The 17,141-nt window shown below is 39.3% G+C and carries 7 protein-coding genes and 3 pseudogenes; 8 read left to right on the forward strand and 2 right to left on the reverse strand.

Annotated features, from left to right (window positions below):
• Position 1 precedes the first annotated feature (1 nt).
• On the reverse strand, positions 2-1,744 hold the full coding sequence (locus E4N78_RS00195) for an ABC transporter ATP-binding protein (protein ID WP_255811123.1): 1,743 nt from the start codon (positions 1,742-1,744) through the stop codon (positions 2-4).
• A 146-nt stretch (positions 1,745-1,890) separates the two neighbouring features.
• On the opposite strand from E4N78_RS00195, the pseudogene E4N78_RS00200 reads away from it, so the two are divergent.
• The 4 genes and pseudogenes from E4N78_RS00200 to E4N78_RS00215 all read left to right on the forward strand — a co-directional run bounded on the left by E4N78_RS00200 (position 1,891) and on the right by E4N78_RS00215 (position 10,594).
• Positions 1,891-4,066: pseudogene (locus E4N78_RS00200) on the forward strand (methyl-accepting chemotaxis protein).
• A gap of 154 nt (positions 4,067-4,220) precedes the next feature.
• Positions 4,221-6,378 (forward strand): annotated as a pseudogene (locus tag E4N78_RS00205) (methyl-accepting chemotaxis protein).
• A 72-nt stretch (positions 6,379-6,450) separates the two neighbouring features.
• Positions 6,451-8,055 carry a murein biosynthesis integral membrane protein MurJ gene (murJ, locus tag E4N78_RS00210; RefSeq protein WP_255811125.1) on the forward strand — a complete coding sequence of 535 codons (1,605 nt, stop codon included), beginning with the start codon at positions 6,451-6,453 and terminating at the stop codon, positions 8,053-8,055.
• 1 nt (position 8,056) lies between these two features.
• A complete protein-coding gene (locus E4N78_RS00215) occupies positions 8,057-10,594 on the forward strand; it encodes a ribonucleoside-diphosphate reductase subunit alpha (protein ID WP_255811126.1) in 2,538 nt (845 codons plus the stop codon).
• A gap of 6 nt (positions 10,595-10,600) precedes the next feature.
• Here E4N78_RS00215 and E4N78_RS00220 read toward each other — a convergent pair whose 3' ends face one another.
• A complete protein-coding gene (locus tag E4N78_RS00220) occupies positions 10,601-11,488 on the reverse strand; it encodes a fructose bisphosphate aldolase (RefSeq protein ID WP_255811127.1) in 888 nt (295 codons plus the stop codon).
• A gap of 187 nt (positions 11,489-11,675) precedes the next feature.
• On the opposite strand from E4N78_RS00220, the pseudogene E4N78_RS00225 reads away from it, so the two are divergent.
• From E4N78_RS00225 to E4N78_RS00240, 4 genes and pseudogenes are all read left to right on the forward strand, one after another.
• Positions 11,676-12,963 (forward strand): annotated as a pseudogene (locus E4N78_RS00225) (SLC13 family permease).
• A 75-nt stretch (positions 12,964-13,038) separates the two neighbouring features.
• The gene (cobO, locus tag E4N78_RS00230; RefSeq protein ID WP_002666509.1) at positions 13,039-13,554 is read left to right on the forward strand and encodes a cob(I)yrinic acid a,c-diamide adenosyltransferase; all 516 of its coding nucleotides are present in this window, start codon (positions 13,039-13,041) and stop codon (positions 13,552-13,554) included.
• A 59-nt stretch (positions 13,555-13,613) separates the two neighbouring features.
• A complete protein-coding gene (locus E4N78_RS00235) occupies positions 13,614-16,337 on the forward strand; it encodes an efflux RND transporter permease subunit (protein WP_255811129.1) in 2,724 nt (907 codons plus the stop codon).
• On the forward strand, positions 16,334-17,107 hold the full coding sequence (locus E4N78_RS00240; RefSeq protein ID WP_255811130.1) for an outer membrane lipoprotein-sorting protein: 774 nt from the start codon (positions 16,334-16,336) through the stop codon (positions 17,105-17,107). Before E4N78_RS00235 ends, E4N78_RS00240 begins: the two co-directional genes overlap by 4 nt.
• The last annotated feature ends 34 nt before the right edge of the window (positions 17,108-17,141 follow it).

Genomic DNA, 17,141 nt, shown 5'->3' on the forward strand with positions numbered 1-17,141 from the left:
ATTATTCATGTCCTTTTTGTTGAGTTTCAAAGACTTCTTTATAGATGGCACTCGTCTGCAACAGTTCGTCATGTGTGCCTACTGCAGTAATTGAACCCTTATCGAATACGAGGATTTTATCCGCATGCTGCACGGAAGAAATCCGCTGTGCAATAATAATCTTTGTTGTTTCCGGAAGGAACTCTTTAAATGATTTATGAATCAGAGCATCCGTCTTGGTGTCCACCGCACTGGTAGAATCATCTAGGATTAAAATCTTAGGTCTTTTTAAAAGAGCCCGCGCAATACAGAGCCGCTGTTTTTGTCCGCCCGAAACATTTGTTCCGCCCTGCTCAATATGGGAATCATAAGCATCCGGCATTGCTTCGACAAATTCGGAAGCACAGGCAAGGCGGCAGGCTTCGGCAATTTCTTCATCGCTTGCGTGTTCATTGCCCCACTTCAAATTATCTTTCACCGTACCTGAGAATAATTCGTTTTTCTGTAAAACCATGGCAACCGCATCCCGCAGAGTTTTTACATCATAGTCTTTTACGTTTACGCCGCCGACGCTAACCGAACCGGAAGTAACATCGTACAATCGGGGAATGAGCTGCACAAAAGAAGTCTTGGAAGAACCGGTGCCTCCGATAATTCCAACCGTTTCTCCCGAATCGATTGAAATGTTTGCATTGGTAATAACTTTTTTATCCGCATCGGCACTATACATAAAATCGGCATCGGTAAAGCATATACTTCCGTCCTTTACCTCCATCACAGGATGTTCAGGGTTTTGAATGGTAGAGCGTTCATTTAAAATTTCGGCAATGCGCTCCGCAGATGAGCGGGAAATCGTGATCATCACAAAGACCATGGAGAACATCATCAAGCTCATCATAATCTGTGTTGCATACGAAAAAAGAGCCATCAGCGATCCTGTGGTTAAGCCCTGTGCCGCATTGTTTCCGCTTGCAACAATCTCCTTCGCACCGAACCATGAAATCAAAATCATACAGGTATAAATACATAGCTGCGCCATCGGCATCATCAGAGTGATATACCTCTCCCCCTTTGAAAATCCTCGATAAATCGATTCCGAAATTTTTTCAAACTTTTCAATTTCGTACTGCTGCCGGTTAAAGGACTTTACCGCCCGTACTCCGCGCACATTTTCCTGCACGACATTGTTGAGCTTATCATAGGTCTTAAAAACATTTCTGAATATCGGATGCACTTTACTGATAATCAAAAAAATGCCGAGTCCCAGAAGCGGAATCATACATAGGAATATCATGGAAATTTTAGGACTGATTCTAAACGATGCAATCATCGCAAAAATCATCATACCGGGAGCGCGCACAGCGAGCTTTACAAGCATCTGATAAGAATTGAGAACATTCGTTACATCGGTTGTAAGCCGCGTTATAATGGAAGAAGTTGAAAATTTGTCGATATTGGAAAAAGAAAATGTTTGAACATTAGCGTACATATCTTGCCTAAGGTTTGCAGCAAATCCTGCCGAAGCCTTTGCCGCTGTAATCGACGAAAAAACACCTGTCAGTAATTGAATAATTGCAAAAATTAACAGCGCAACTCCGTACTTGAATACGGTTCCCATTGCACCGAGTTCAATTCCAAAATCGATTAAATACGCCATACAGGAGGGGATAATAATTTCAAATACAACCTCCGTGATTGTCAGAAGCACTGCGAGCACGGACGTCCTTTTATATTCCCGAAGGCTTTTTGATAGGGTTTTCAGCATAAAGTTATCCTTCAATAGAACCATATTATACTACTATTTATTCCGAAAAGCAATCTGTTTTAAATCGCTTTCAAGAGGCTTGCAGAAAAATAAAAGTCTTGATATAATTAATGTATTCTATATAATAGAAAAAAGGATTTGACAAAATGAAAGAAAAAGTTACATTACCCTCCCCCAAAACTAAGGACGGAGCTATTAAAAAAGGGGCATCTATTACGGTACGCCTTTTACGGGCAATTACAATAACAATCATTTCAATCGTTTCCGTTATTTGTGCTGTTGTGGGCTTCCAACTATATAAAAAGAACATAGCTCAGTTCGATGAATTTACTGAGCAGCAATTTTCTAATATTGAAAGGTCCATAAACCTTTTTATCCGAAACGGAAAAAATACCGTTACTATGCTTGCGGAAAATCCTGCTGTCAAAAATGCCGACGAAACGCTGTATAACTATACAGGCGAAAGAAAAGACATTGTGTATATACATGACGGCAAAACGGAACAGGATATAAAAGCGCTCTTCGTTCGTATGGATAAAAATTATGAAGAGTTTAAAGAAATATATATGGGCACGAGCTGGGGAGGTTTCGTAACTTCATGGACAGAGGAATATCAACAAGGATTTGACCCGCGTAACAGACCTTGGTATAAAAATGCGGCGGGAGCAAACGGAAAGGTCATAATAACGCCAGTATATATATCAACAGACGGCAGCCCCGTCGTAGCATTGGCTCAGGCAATAAAAGATCCTAAGGGGGCTTTTTTAGGCTGTATCGGTCTTGACTTAGATCTTACGGATTTAGCTTCACGAGTCGGCAGCATCCGTATCGGCAAGACGGGCTATTGTATGCTTATGCAAAACGATGGGTTGATTTTAGCTGACCCAAAACATAAAGACTCCAATCTAAAAATATTAAAAGAAACCGGTATTCCCGCCTTTAACGAAATAGACAAAATGAAAGAGGGCTCGGCTTTTATTATGCTTGACGGAAAGAGATGGAAGGTTTCAGTATTTTCACTTTCGGGCCTCGATTGGAAAGTTGCTCTTTTTATCGAACAAAACGAAATGCTTTCACTTTTTTATACCCTCTTAAAAAATATGATTCTTATCGGTCTTTTTATGTTCGTCCTGTATTTTACATTGGCTTTTATTTTTGCAAAGGCTCTTAAACGCTATTTTAAGCGGCTCGAAACCGTTTTCGGCAAAATTGCCGAAGGCGACCTTACCGATAGGGTAAAGGTAAAAAAGAATAATGAAGTCGGACGTATTATGATAAACCTCAATACCGCAATCGAAAACAATCATACGATGATATGCCTTTTAAAAGATGAAGCCGATAAAATGGGCTCAATCGGATCTCAGCTATCAAGCAGTATGGAAGAAACGGCAGCCGCAATTAAACAGATAGGCGAAAACGTTAAAGGTGTAAAAGAAAAAGCCATGTCTCAGGCTGCAGGCGTTACGGAAACCGTTGCAACAGTGGAGCAAATCAATGGACGGCTTAGCCGCCTCGTTTCCGGTATAGAAATGCAAGCCGCAAGCATCAGCGAATCTTCTGAAGTCATTACGCACATGGCTAAGAACACAGTTAAAATCGCTAAAACGCTTGATGAAAATAACGAGCTTATCAAAACGGTGTATGGACAAACCAAGGTCGGTAAAGACGGAGCAAGAACTGCAAATGATATTGTAAAGCAAATCGCCGAAAAATCGGCGTCCCTCCTTGAGGCGAGTCAAATCATTCAAAATATTGCAAGTCAAACGAACCTTTTAGCAATGAATGCTGCAATAGAGGCAGCCCATGCAGGCGAATCCGGTAAGGGTTTTGCAGTTGTCGCCGGCGAGATTAGAAAACTTGCCGAAGGCTCTAATCTGCAAGGAAAGCAAATTGCTGCGGTTATAAAAGAGACAACGGAAATTATACGCAACATTACAGAGGCCGGTTCCCAAGCGGAAAAAACGTTTATCGATGTATACAACTTAGTCAGTCAAATCTCCGAAAAAGAAGATTCTATTTTGGAAGTGATGAGAGAACAAGAAGAAAACGGAAAACAAGTACTTGATGCCATTAAGAGAATAAATGACGTAACAAGTGAAATTAAGACAGGCTCCGCCGAAATGATTTCAGGCGGCAGCCAAATTGCGCAAGAGATGCACAAACTCGCCGAGATAACGCTCGAGACCACCAACAGTATGAATGAAATAGCTTTAGGAGCCGAGCAAATTACCATTGCAGTCGAAGAAGTAAGCGGCATTACTCAGAAAAATAAAAAAGAGTATTGAAAATTTATCAAATGAGGTTTCTAAATTTAAAGTATAAGGTAAATCATAAAAAAACAGTGGACTAAGCGCGTTAAAATAAGTATATTAAAAACGGCTGAAATGTAAATCTAAAAAACGTCGTAAATAAATTTAAGGGAAACCTCGAAAAACTTTTCGTTTTTCGAGGTTTCCTATAACAAAGGAGCCTTAAAATGACAAAGAACGGCGGAATTTCCTATAAGGAAAATAATGAGAAAAATCAGATCGCAAAAACAGGTAAAAAGCGATTTTCATTGCGAAAAAAACTGGTTTTAATTTTCGGCTTTTTAATTGCGGTTGCGCTCACAATTGCAGCTCTGATTACGATAAGAAATGCACGTAAAGCCGTGCTTGAAAAAAGTAGAAGCACATCTAACCGATAAAGCGACCGACATAGCAGAAGTCATAAATGGAAGAGTATCTTCCGTTGTTCAATTTATTGAAGGCTTGGCCCGCATGCCGTTTTTACGCGACAATTCAATGCCTTTAACCGAAAAAGCAGAACTTCTTATAAAAGAAGCCGAACGTAACAAAAAGATAGACTATTTCGGCATCTGCGATATGCAGGGCAACCGATACGACGGAAACGGACTTCGTATGTCCGTAAACGACAGAGAATGGTTTAAAGCCGCCTCTCAGGGTAAAAACTTTATTACCGAGCCTACAATTTCACACATAACAAACAATATGCAAATCCTTTTTGCAGTTCCGATTTATGATGATAATAATGATATAATCGGTGTGCTCAATGCGGCAGTTCCGGCACAGCTTCTCTCAAATGAAATTGACGATATCGTGGTCGGTAAAACAGGTGAATGCTATATACTCGGTTTAAAGGGTACCGTTATAGCACACAAAAATTTTGATATGGTAACCAAGCAGAGGAATATGATTGAAGAAGGTAAGAACAATAAAAACCTTGCTTCCCTGTCGGCATTTTTGCAGCATGCCCTTGATACTGATGCCAGTGAGGTCGGCTACTATGATTATGACGGCGTTTCAAATATCGCTTCGTATGCGACGATCAAAATTACCGGATGGACGGTTATTATTAAAGCACCGGTAAGAGAATTCACAAAAACCGTAGACGATTTAAGGATGAGTATAAGAATTTTAGGTATTATCATTTTGATTATTACCCTTGCCGTTATATATGCCGTCGCACATTATATGCTCCAGCCTATTCAAAAAACGGTTACGGCGTTAAAAGATATTGCACAGGGAGAAGGAGACTTAACGGTTCGACTTCCCGTTACCGGAAATGATGAGATCACAGATTTGTCCGAATGCTTCAATCAAACAATTGAAAAAATAGGTGCTGCAATCAAAAATGTCGGTGAAAATTCGGTTTCAATGGAAGCCATAGGAGAAGAACTTGCTTCCAATATGACTCAAACGGCGAGTGCGATAAATGAAATCAGTGCAAACATTGAAGGAGTTAAAAGTCAAACCCTTACACAGGCTGCAAGCGTAACCGAAACTGCAGCCACAATTGAACAAATTGTACGTACTATTAAACAGCTTAATAATAGTATCGAACATCAGGCAGCGAGCGTTGCTCAGTCTTCGGCCTCAGTAGAAGAGATGGTTGCCAACATCGCATCCATTACTCAAACGCTTGAAAAAACCTATGATGTTGTTAAAAATCTTGCATCGGCAACTGAAGACGGAAAAGAAACGATTGTAACCTCAAACAGCGTAACACAGAAAATTGCAGAAGAGTCCGGCTCGCTCATTGAAGCTTCAAGTGTTATTCAGCATATTGCAAGCCAAACCAATTTGCTCGCAATGAACGCCGCTATTGAAGCTGCCCACGCAGGCGAAGCAGGAAAAGGTTTTGCCGTCGTCGCCGATGAAATCAGAAAGTTAGCCGAAGACTCGGCAACTCAAGGCAAGACGATAACGTCTACGCTTAAAACCTTATCAAGCGAAATAGAATCTCTTTCGGTTTCTTCTAAAACCGTTGAAGACAAATTCAGCACGATTTTTAATTTATCCGAACAAGTAAAATCAATGAGCGACCGTCTTACCGAAGCGATGCGTGAACAGGAGAACGGCAGCAAAGAAGTACTCGGAGCAATTAAAAATATCAATACGGTAACGGTAGAAGTGCAAGCCGGTTCCGAAGAGATGCTGAAAGGCGGTGAAGGAGTCGCAGAAGAAATGCTGAAGCTTGATAACTTAACCCGTATGATAACCGACAATATGAACGAAATGGCAGCAGGTGCTGTTCAGATAAACAAAGCAGTTCAGGAAGTAAATGCAATAACCCAAAAGAACAAAACCAGTATTGAAAATCTGGCTGCTGAAGTCAGCAAGTTTAAGGTTTGATTAAACGGTAAAGATTTTATATCGGCAGACTCTTGCATTATAAACGCTAAGCCTGTATAATCCTTGCTTATTATGAGTATTGTGGAAAATAAAAATAAATCTCTCGTAAAAAGCGGGTCAAAACTTTCTCTTTTGGTTTTAGGGTCAAGGATTTTAGGGCTTGTCCGCCAGATGACCATGTCTCATTTTTTAGGGACCGGGCCATTGGCGGATGCTTTTGCCACAGCCTTTATGCTTCCCAATCTTTTTAGAAGGCTCTTTGCCGAAAACAGCATAACCGTTGCCTTTATTCCGACCTTTAATGCCTACCTGCAAAAACACAAAGATTCTCAAGAATCCGAAAAGACAAAAAAAGAAATAAACGAGTTTTTAAATTCTATTTTTACTCTTGTAAGCTTTTCTACTGCCATTGTAGTTACATTGGGCATAATACTTTCTCCGCTGATAGTAAAACTTTTTTTTAAAAACATTGCAGACTATGATTCTACCGTTTTTTTAACGCGGATAATGTTTCCATATTTATTTTTAATTTCGGTTGCAGCCTTTTTTCAAGGCATTTTAAACGGAGTAAAGATTTTTAACCCCTCAGGCTTTACGCCTATTTTATTCAACATAATCGTAATTTCTTCTACCTATATTTTTGCAAAACCATTCGGAGATCCTGCCGCAGCAATGTCATACGGTGTTGTTGCAGGAGGTCTTGTGCAGGCGATTTTTCAGCTGCCCTTTGTTCTAAAGACGGGATTTAGTTTTAAGTTTACAAGCCTTGCAAAAACCTTTTCAAACCCCGGCACAAAAAAAGTCCTTGCTCTTATCGGGCCGACCATAATAGGCATGGCAGCCTATCAGATAAACGATTTGGTTTCTACCTCGCTTGCAACCTCGGCAGGTCTTGGAATAGCTTCGAGCTTACAATATTCTTTACGCTTACAAGAACTTTTATTAGGTATCTTTGCCGTTTCGGTAGGAACCGTAATCCTCCCCGAAATGTCGGCCCTTGCCTTGCGTAAAGATTGGGAAGCCTTTCAAAAGGTTCTGTTACAAGCTATAAAGGTGATAGCTTTAATTACAATACCCGCAACCTTTTTCTCTCTTTTGTCGGGAGAAAATTTAATCATCCTCATTTACAAGAGCAATAAATTCGATTCCGCTTCGGTAAAATTAACATTGGGAATTTTTAACTTTCATATAATCGGACTTTTTGCAATCGCTGCGAACAGGATTATAGCTCCTGCCTTTTATGCCCAAAACGATTCAAAATCCCCGACAATCGCAGGAATAATCTGCTTTGCAGTTAATATCCTCCTAGCCTTAATTTTGGTAGACCCCATGGGAGGAAACGGCATAGCTCTTGCTTTGACAATATCTTCATTTATAAACACAATCATTCTCTTAATATTTTTAAAAAGGAACAAGGCCCTGGATGTAAAGAATCTCATCTTCCCCGCTCTTTTATTTATTGCAAAAATATTCGTTTTTTCGATTACAGCCTCAATTCCCCTTTATTTTTTAAAGGATAAGATTTATTCTCCATTTGCTTCACTCGGAAAACTTATCGGACAGGGTGTTCCGCTTTTTATTTCTTTTATTATTTTTGCAGGGTTTGGTGCAGGCCTTTTGCTTATAACTAAGGATAGAACAGCAAACATAATTTTAAAACGCTTAAAGGAAAAATAAAATGCAAATCATAAAACGAAACGGTGAAACTAAAAATTACGAACCGGAAAAAATTGAAGGTGCTATCCGCTCCGCTTTTAAAAGTGTGGAAAACTCTCCGCATACCGATTTAGATACAATCATTCCGCCCTTGGTAAAGGAAATAGAAGAAGACATCTTGGAGCTTACCAAAAACGGAAGCCTTGTTCAGGTTGAAACAATTCAAGACTTGGTAGAAAAAACTTTAATAGAGCACAACTACTATGCGGAAGTAAAAAACTTTATACTCTACCGTGTCGGCCGCACAAAGAGGCGGGATTCCCGTCAAATGATAAGCCGCTTTTTTGATACAATAGAAATTCAGAGCGTCCTCACCGAGATTCAAAACGACTTTACTTCGGACGAGTACAGCCTTAACTTGCTTGCACATAAATTCCTTTCTTTTAGAAAAGAAAATATGAGCGAGACCGAATCCCTAACTATGCTCATTAAGGCTTCCGTCGAACTTACCGCCCAAGATGCCCCGGACTGGGAATTTATTGCGGCTCGCCTTTTAATGCTTCAATTTAAATTAAAACTAAAAACCGAGCTTGAAAAAAGACAGATTCATTCATTTTATGAAAAAATCAAATACCTTGAAAACGAAGGTCTCTACGGAACATATATTTGCGAAGCCTATAGCCGAGATGAGCTGGAAGAGGCTGCTTCATTTATAAACGAAGAAAGAAATAAGCTTTTTACCTACAGTGCCCTCGACCTTCTTTTACGCCGCTACGTTATTCGCACTCATTCAAACACCGTTCTTGAATCGCCTCAGGAAATGTTTTTAGGTATTGCCCTTCACCTGGCAATGAAAGAAAAATCAAACAGGCTTGAATGGGTAAGGCGTTTTTACGATATGACAAGTACCTTAAAGGTTACGATGGCCACACCAACCCTTTCAAATGCCCGAAAGCCTTATCATCAGCTTTCTTCATGTTTTATAGACACGGTTCCCGATTCCCTTGACGGCATTTACCGCAGCATAGATAACTTTGCCAAGGTTTCCAAATTCGGAGGAGGTATGGGACTCTACTTCGGAAAAGTCAGGGCTGTCGGTTCGCCCATACGCGGGTTTATGGGAGCGGCAGGCGGAATTATCCGCTGGATAAAACTTGCAAACGATACGGCTGTTGCCGTTGACCAACTTGGAGTAAGGCAGGGCTCGGTCGCCGTTTACCTCGATGTCTGGCACAAGGACATCCCCGAATTTTTACAGCTCCGCACCAATAACGGAGATGACAGAATGAAGGCCCACGATGTTTTTCCGGCAGTCTGCTATCCCGATCTTTTTTGGAAAACCGTCCGCGATGATATAAATTCTTCTTGGCACCTAATGTGCCCCCATGAAATTTTAAAAACCAAGGGCTATGCCCTCGAAGATTTTTACGGAGAAGAATGGGAAAAGAGGTATAAAGACTGCGTTGCCGATTCCCGCATCAACAAAAGAGAAATTCCTATAAAAGAATTGGTTCGTTTAATCTTAAAATCGGCCGTTGAAACGGGTACCCCCTTTGCTTTTAACCGCGACCATGCAAACAAAACAAATCCCAATCCTCACAAGGGAATGATTTACTGCTCAAACCTATGCACAGAAATTTCTCAAAATATGAGCGGGATAAAACATAAAAGCATCGAAATAAAAACTGAAGACGGAGATACTGTCGTTGCTACAACTACTATCCCCGGAGACTTTGTTGTATGTAATCTGGCTTCCCTTGTTCTCGGAAACATAGATGTAAATGATGAAAAAGAAATAGACACAATCGTTTCTTCGGCAGTGCGTGCCTTGGATAATGTTATAGACTTGAATTTTTATCCTATTCCCTATGCACAAATTACCAATAGCCGATACAGGTCAATCGGTTTGGGAGCTTCGGGCTATCATCATGCTCTTGCAAAAAACGGCATTGCATGGGAAAGCGAAGAGCACCTTAACTTTGCAGATAAAGTTTTTGAAAGAATAAATTATGCAGCAATCAAAGCTTCTTCACAAATTGCAAAAGAAAAAGGCTCCTATTCTTACTTTGAAGGAAGCGATTGGCAGACAGGAGAGTATTTTAAAAAGCGGAATTATGTTGACGAAAAATGGAAGGCTCTCGCAGAGGAAGTAAAATCAAACGGAATGAGGAATGCCTATCTTTTGGCCGTCGCACCTACAAGCTCAACCTCGATTATAGCAGGCACAACTGCCGGTGTAGACCCGATTATGAATAAGTATTTTTTAGAAGAGAAAAAAGGTTCTTTAATGCCCAGGGTTGCCCCATCTCTTTCACCGGAAACCTATTGGCTTTATAAAAACGCCCATAATATTGAACAAGGCTGGAGTATAAGAGCCGCAGGCTTACGGCAACGCCATATCGACCAAGCTCAATCCGTAAACCTTTACATTACAAACGAATTTACCTTCAGCAAGGTGCTTTCGCTCTATGTAAAGGCTTGGGAAGAAGGCCTTAAGTCAATCTATTATGTGCGAAGCCGCTCCCTCGAAGTCGAGGAATGTGAAAGCTGCAGCTCTTAATAAGGACTATGTTATTGAAGCTTCGTAAACGCCCTTGATTGTTTTTTCCAAGGTTGCATTAAACTCGGCATCGCTTTGACTTGCAGAAAGACCTTCGGCAAGAGCTCTGGAGAAACTTGCAATCATACCTTTGTTTTTAGCCAAGAGTTTGTTTGCTTCATCTCTGGAATAACCGCCTGATAAGGCTACCATTCTAACTACCTGAGGATGTTTTGTGAATTCCTCATAAAGATTTTCTTTTGTAGGAATTGAAAGTTTAAACATTACAAGCAAGTCTTTCGGCAAGGCTTTAAGGTGTTCTTCCAATTCTTTTTTAAGGATTTCTTCACACTTGGCCTTGTCGGGAGATTTAATATCTACTTCAGGTTCAATAATAGGAACAAGACCGGCCTTTGCGATTTGAATACCCAATTCAAACTGCTGATCTACAACAGCCTTTATTCCTTGAGGATTTGCTTCTTTTATAACGGAGCGCATCTTTGTTCCAAAAATGTGCTTTTCTACGGCGTGCTTTAACATAGCGTCTAAATTGGGTATCGGCTTCATAAGCTGAACGCCGTCCTTTAAGTCAGCAAGCCCCTTATCGACCTTTAAAAAGGGAAGTATCTTCTTTTTTTCCCATAAGAAGTCGGCTGTGGGCATTCCTTCAATCTCCCTTTCCATTGTTTGCTCAAATAAAATTGCACCCAAAATATTATTGGAATTAAAGGCTTTTCCCGTGATTATTCTTGTACGCATAGCATGAACAAGATCAAACATTTCTTTTTCATTGGAATATGCCGTTTCGGGAACTCCGTAAGCAGCCAAAGCCTTAGGCGTACTTCCTCCGCTCTGATCCAATGCCGCAATAAAACCCTTGTCGTTTTTCATCCTTTCAAGTTTTACTTTATCCATAATTCACCTCTCTAAAAATATTTACCGCAAGTGCCCCTGCGTACTTTCTTAATTATAACATATAAACTTTACTTCACTCAAGGGCTTATAAAAATAACTCTCCTTTGTCTGCTCTAAAACAGGACTTTTTCATATGTTGACAAAGCTGCTCATTTAGTGTAAAAATTTACCCTTTAGGAGAAATACCATGCTTACAAATCCCCTCATTTTAGCAGCAGTACTATTCGGATTGACATATGTTTTGATGATTACCCTTACAAACCACAGGCCTATAGTTGCCTGTTCATCGGCCCTAATCTTCGTACTTTTAGGAATACTCCCCTTCAATGAAGTCTTTTTTGCCATTGACTGGAATGTTATTTTAATGATTGCAGGAACAATGGGCTTGGTTGCCCTCTTTACCGAATCTAAGATGCCTCAGCGTATTGCAGATAAGATTATAAATGATGTTCCGAATGTAAAATGGATTATAGTATGTTTATCCCTCTTTGCAGGTTTTATTTCAGCCTTTATGGATAATGTTGCCACAGTCTTAATGCTGGCTCCTATTGCAGTTGTCTTATCGAAAAAGCTCAACATGTCGCCTGTAAAACCCATAATTGCTATTTCAATTTCGGCAAATCTTCAAGGAGCAGCTACCTTGGTAGGAGACACTACCTCAATACTTTTAGGAAGCCATTTAAACATGACCTTTTTCGACTTTTTTTGGTATTTGGGAAAACCCTCTCTTTTCTTTGCAGTCGAAATTGCAGCGGTTGCCGCTACCGGAATTATCTATTTTATTTTCCGCAAGGCTGTACAAAAACCGGATAAGGTTGAACTTACCAAGGTAACGGATTATTTCCCGTCTATTCTGCTTCTCGTAATGGTCGTACTTATGATCGGAGCCTCATTTTTGCCGGAAGACAAAAAGCCTCAAACAATAAACGGGTTAATTTGTACAGGCCTTATGATAGCAGGTATTATCTATAACATCATAAAAACAAAAAAACTTGATATTTTAAAAGTCGTCAAAAAAGAACTCAGCTTTGAAACTCTCTTTTTACTGATGGGCCTTTTTACTGTTATTGCAGCCGTTACAAGGGCAGGAGTCATACAGGCCATTGCCGACTGGTTTTTGACCCTCGGCTCAAATGTATTTTTAATTTACACAATAATAGTTTGGGGTTCGGTTTTAATTTCAGCATTTGTAGATAATATTCCATATGTTGCTGCAATGATACCAATTATACAAATACTTTCGGAAGGTCTTAATATAGCTTCACCTATTTTGTTCTTCGGACTTCTTTCAGGTGCAACCCTCGGCGGAAACATTACGCCCATCGGAGCTTCTGCAAATATTACTTCTCTCGGTATTTTAAGAAACGAAGGCCATCAGGTAAAAAACAGCAGAATTTATGAAGATGAGCGTTCCCTACACCCTTACTGCGGTTATAATAGGTTATATTCTTATCTGGATTTGTTACGGTGTATGATTGTATCTTTAATAAAAAACCGATATAATTATACTTAACTTTATAAGTTGAATTACTTTTTTGGAGGTCTTAAAGATGAAAAAAGGATATGTTCAAGTTTATACCGGAGACGGTAAGGGAAAAACAACAGCAGCTTTCGGGCTTGCTCTTAGAGCCGTGTGTGCCGGATACAAGGTTTATATCGGGCAATTTTTAAAGGGAATGAATTACAGCGAATTAAAAGCTCCTGAGTATCTTCCCAATCTTACAATAGAGCAATACGGAGAAGCTCACTTTGTTCATAATGATCCTACAGAAAAGGATATTCAAAGAGCAAATGAAGGTTTGGATAAGATTGAAAAAATAATTATGTCGGGCGAGTACGATGTTGTAATTATGGAAGAAGTTAATGTTGCCCTTTTATACGGCCTTTTTGATATTGAACGCATTTTGCATATTATCAAAAACAAGCCCGAATCTGTAGAACTCGTCTTAACCGGCCGCTACGCAAATAAAAAAATAATTGAAGCTGCAGATCTTGTAACCGAAATGAAGATGATAAAGCACTATTTTAATGACGGTGTACAAGCAAGGCGGGGCATAGAATCTTAAACAAATTCGCAAAACCGGCTTAGCGCCCTGTATAAGTTTTTTATTTAGAGGTAGACTTTATGAAAGAGAAAAGACTCACATTTAAGCAAATATTTTCCACAAACAACTTTTATAAACATCCCGTATCAATGCTTATAACGATTCTTGCCATAACCTTGTTTTTTGCTCTTCAAATAATAAGACTAAATTTTGATAATAACAACTTCCGTTTTATTCCTAAAAACGATCCTTCCAGAATCAGTGCAAAAAAAATTGCCGACATTTTTGGAGAAGATGTGCCGATTTTGATAGGTATAGAACGCCGTTTTTCTACCATCATTGACAAAGAATTTTTAGATGAGGTGAAACAACTGGATGAAAAGCTAAAAGAAATCGACTTGGTAAAAAACACGACTTTAATAACAAATACAACTCATATAGACATAGGCGAAGAGGGAATCGTAAGCGAACCCATTATTCCGCCGGATTTTTCGGGCACTGAAGAAGAAATTAAGACCGTTAAACATAAGCTTCGCAACTGGGATATGTATGAACGGAGCCTTGTTTCCGAAGATTTACATGCAACCCAAATCTTTGTTTTTCTTAATGTAACGAATGAAGAAAGCGGTTCTCCCGAAACTATTGCGGCCTGCCGTAAAATTATGAAACTGACAGACTCTTGGAATTTTCCGGATTCTAAAATTTACCTAACGGGAACACCCATTTTTAACGAGATAGTAAATGAGGCAACCGCCCATGACTTAAGCTTTTTAGTTCCTCTGGTTATCATTGTCGTTTTAGGCGTCTTATTTCTTTCTTTTAAAAGGTTTACCGGTGTATTTTTACCTCTTTTGACGGTTATATGCTCAGTAATCTGGGCTTTGGGAGCGATGGCTCTTTTTAACGTTCCCTTGTCGATTCTTTCTACAATTTTACCGATTATTTTAATTGCAGTCGGTTCGGCATACGGCATCCATGTTATAAACCACTATTATGATGAGGTCGTACAAGATGATTCCATCTCAAAGGAAGAACATAAAGAACAGGTTGTTAAGGCCTTAAGCGAGGTTATAAGGCCGGTTTTTTTGGCAGCTCTCACAACCTTCGCAGGCTTTGTTTCCTTTTGTTTTACCTCTGTCGTCCCCATCTTCGAATTCGGTATCTTTTCGAGCTTCGGCGTTGCTGCAGCATTTTTAATATCCATAACATTAATTCCAGGAATATTGATATTAAGAGGACCCAAAAAACCGTCAATGCGTTGGGCATCAAAAAAAGATAACACCAGCCGCTTGGATCGCGGCATTGCAAGTACCTTTGTAATCATTGCAGAACATTCCCGCTCGGTAATTCTTTTTGTCGGCCTCATAGTAGTTTTTTCCATATTAGGAGTAAAAAAACTCGTTATCGATAATGTTTTAATGGAATACTTCGATAAAGATGTCGCAGTAATTCAATCCGATAGTTTTATGCGTAAACACTTCGGCGGTTCAAAAGTACTCGAAATGGTAATTAAGGCTAAAGGCGGTTCCGATATTTTACGTCCGGATATTTTAAAAGCTATCGATGATCTTTCTTCTTTTTTGGAAGAAGAAATCGAAGATGTAGGCAAGGTTACCTCCATTGTTCCCCTAATTAAGCGTTTAAATCAGGCATATAATGCCGATGAAGCTCCCGAAGGAGTTTCTAAAGGAAGTCAAGGTGCCGATGATAATATAAATGAAGCAGAACCTTCAGACGATTTCGGAGACTTCGGAAATTTTGAAGAAGAATCGGATGACGCTGATACTCAACTTGCAAAAAACACCTCTAAACCTAAAAAGCAATACAGCCAAGAAGAAATTATGGCTATACTGAACGAAGCTGCGGAAGAAAGGACCAAAAAAAATCTTCCTGCAGAAAAACTCGTTTACGAATTCGGGAAAAAGGTAAACTACAAAGGACTCGCCTACTATGAAATTCCAACCGATCCTAAAAAATACGGCAGAAATTCTCAAGAAGAACTTTCGGCCATAATGCAAAACTATCTTATCCTTTTAGGAAAAAACACTGAAGGCTTTTTAGATAATAATACAAATCCCAAAACACTAAAAGTAAACATTCAGCTTCGAACCGTCGGACAGCAAGATACGGACAAGGTTCTCGAAGAAATAAACGAATTTGTACGCCTTAAATTCCCCAAGGATGTAATCGCTGAAACAGGCGGCTTTGTATTGGTCGAAAAGACCTTGAACAAACTCGTAGTAGAATCTCAATTGATTTCAGTTGGAGTTTCTCTTCTTATAGTATTTTTGATTCTTTCCGTCTATTATAAATCAGCCTTTGCAGGTTTTTTTGGAATTATTCCGCTGGCACTTTCTATCTTGATTAATTTCGGAATAATGGGCAGATTGGGTATAAAGCTCAACATAGGAACTGCAATGGTTGCGAGTTTTGCAATAGGAATAGGAGTTGATTATACAATTCACCTTTTGGCAGCCTATCATAAATGCTTTTTAAAAACAAAGGGCGGCGGCCAATTTTTGTATCTAACCTTCTTGGGCTCGGGAAAGGCTATCTTATTCAATGCCGTTTCCGTAGGAGCGGGTTTTGCAGTTTTAATGCTCTCAAAATTTAACATGCTTTCAGAGCTGGGCTTTTTAATTGCCCTGATAATGATAACCAGCTCCCTCGGCAGCTTGACTATTCTTCCGGTTTTATTAAATTTAATGAAACCAAAGTTTATAAGAAAACTTTTACCTGTAGACATAAAGGAAATCAAAAACGAACATCCTTTTAATGAAGTAAAAGATACGGAGGAAGTATGAAAAAATTTACTTTAAGTTTAATTTTTGCTATCGGATTTTGCAGTTTAATCTTTGCCCAAAGTGCAGAAGAAATTGCAGCTAAAACAAAGACAAAAAATACGGCATCTTCACTTGGCTCGGAATCAAGTTTGGATATGCAGTCAGGCGGAAAAACCCTTTCAACATTAGAGATTAGACAATATTCTTCTTTGGACAAAAACGGTTTACAGAGAATGTTTGTCGAAATAAAAAATTCCCCGTCTTATAAGGGTTCAAGATTTTTAATGATTGAAAAAGCCGACGGCACTACGGACCAGAAAATGTATTTGGCCCAAACAAAAAAGGTACAAAAAATATCGGCCCAAGGAAGTGCCGATGAGCCATTTATGGGTTCGGACTTTTCAAATAACGATATTTCGTTTATGGAAAGGGACACAAAGCTCGATAATTTTAAAATCTTAGGCGAAGAAGAATATGCCGGAAAGCCTGTCTATCTTATAGAATCTACCCCTAAGGATAAAAATTATACATATTCAAAAACCATAATGCGGATCACAAAGGATAAAAATCTTTTACTAAAGGCCGAATTTTATCAAGGTTCTCAACTCGTAAAGATTCTTGAGCTTTACGATTATAAGGAAGTAAACGGAATAATGACAGCCTATAAAACAAAACTGTCCACCGTCAAAACAAATACCTCAACCATAATCACAATAAAAAATATAGAATACGGTATGAAGATTCCCGATTATGTTTTTACACAAAAATACTTGGAAACCGGTAAAAAATAAATTATTTAGAAATTAAGGGAGACCTTAAACACAA

It is taken from the genome of Treponema denticola (assembly GCF_024400535.1).
Taxonomy (GTDB): domain Bacteria; phylum Spirochaetota; class Spirochaetia; order Treponematales; family Treponemataceae; genus Treponema_B; species Treponema_B denticola_C.

What these genes read in the sequence shown, in the direction of transcription:
- cobO (WP_002666509.1), top strand. Translation starts at nt 13,039, where the DNA reads ATGAAAAAAGGATATGTTCAAGTTTATACCGGAGACGGTAAGGGAAAA.
- E4N78_RS00195 (WP_255811123.1), bottom strand. Translation starts at nt 1,744, where the DNA reads ATGCTGAAAACCCTATCAAAAAGCCTTCGGGAATATAAAAGGACGTCC.
- E4N78_RS00235 (WP_255811129.1), top strand. Translation starts at nt 13,614, where the DNA reads ATGAAAGAGAAAAGACTCACATTTAAGCAAATATTTTCCACAAACAAC.
- murJ (WP_255811125.1), top strand. Translation starts at nt 6,451, where the DNA reads ATGAGTATTGTGGAAAATAAAAATAAATCTCTCGTAAAAAGCGGGTCA.
- E4N78_RS00220 (WP_255811127.1), bottom strand. Translation starts at nt 11,488, where the DNA reads ATGGATAAAGTAAAACTTGAAAGGATGAAAAACGACAAGGGTTTTATT.
- E4N78_RS00240 (WP_255811130.1), top strand. Translation starts at nt 16,334, where the DNA reads ATGAAAAAATTTACTTTAAGTTTAATTTTTGCTATCGGATTTTGCAGT.
- E4N78_RS00215 (WP_255811126.1), top strand. Translation starts at nt 8,057, where the DNA reads ATGCAAATCATAAAACGAAACGGTGAAACTAAAAATTACGAACCGGAA.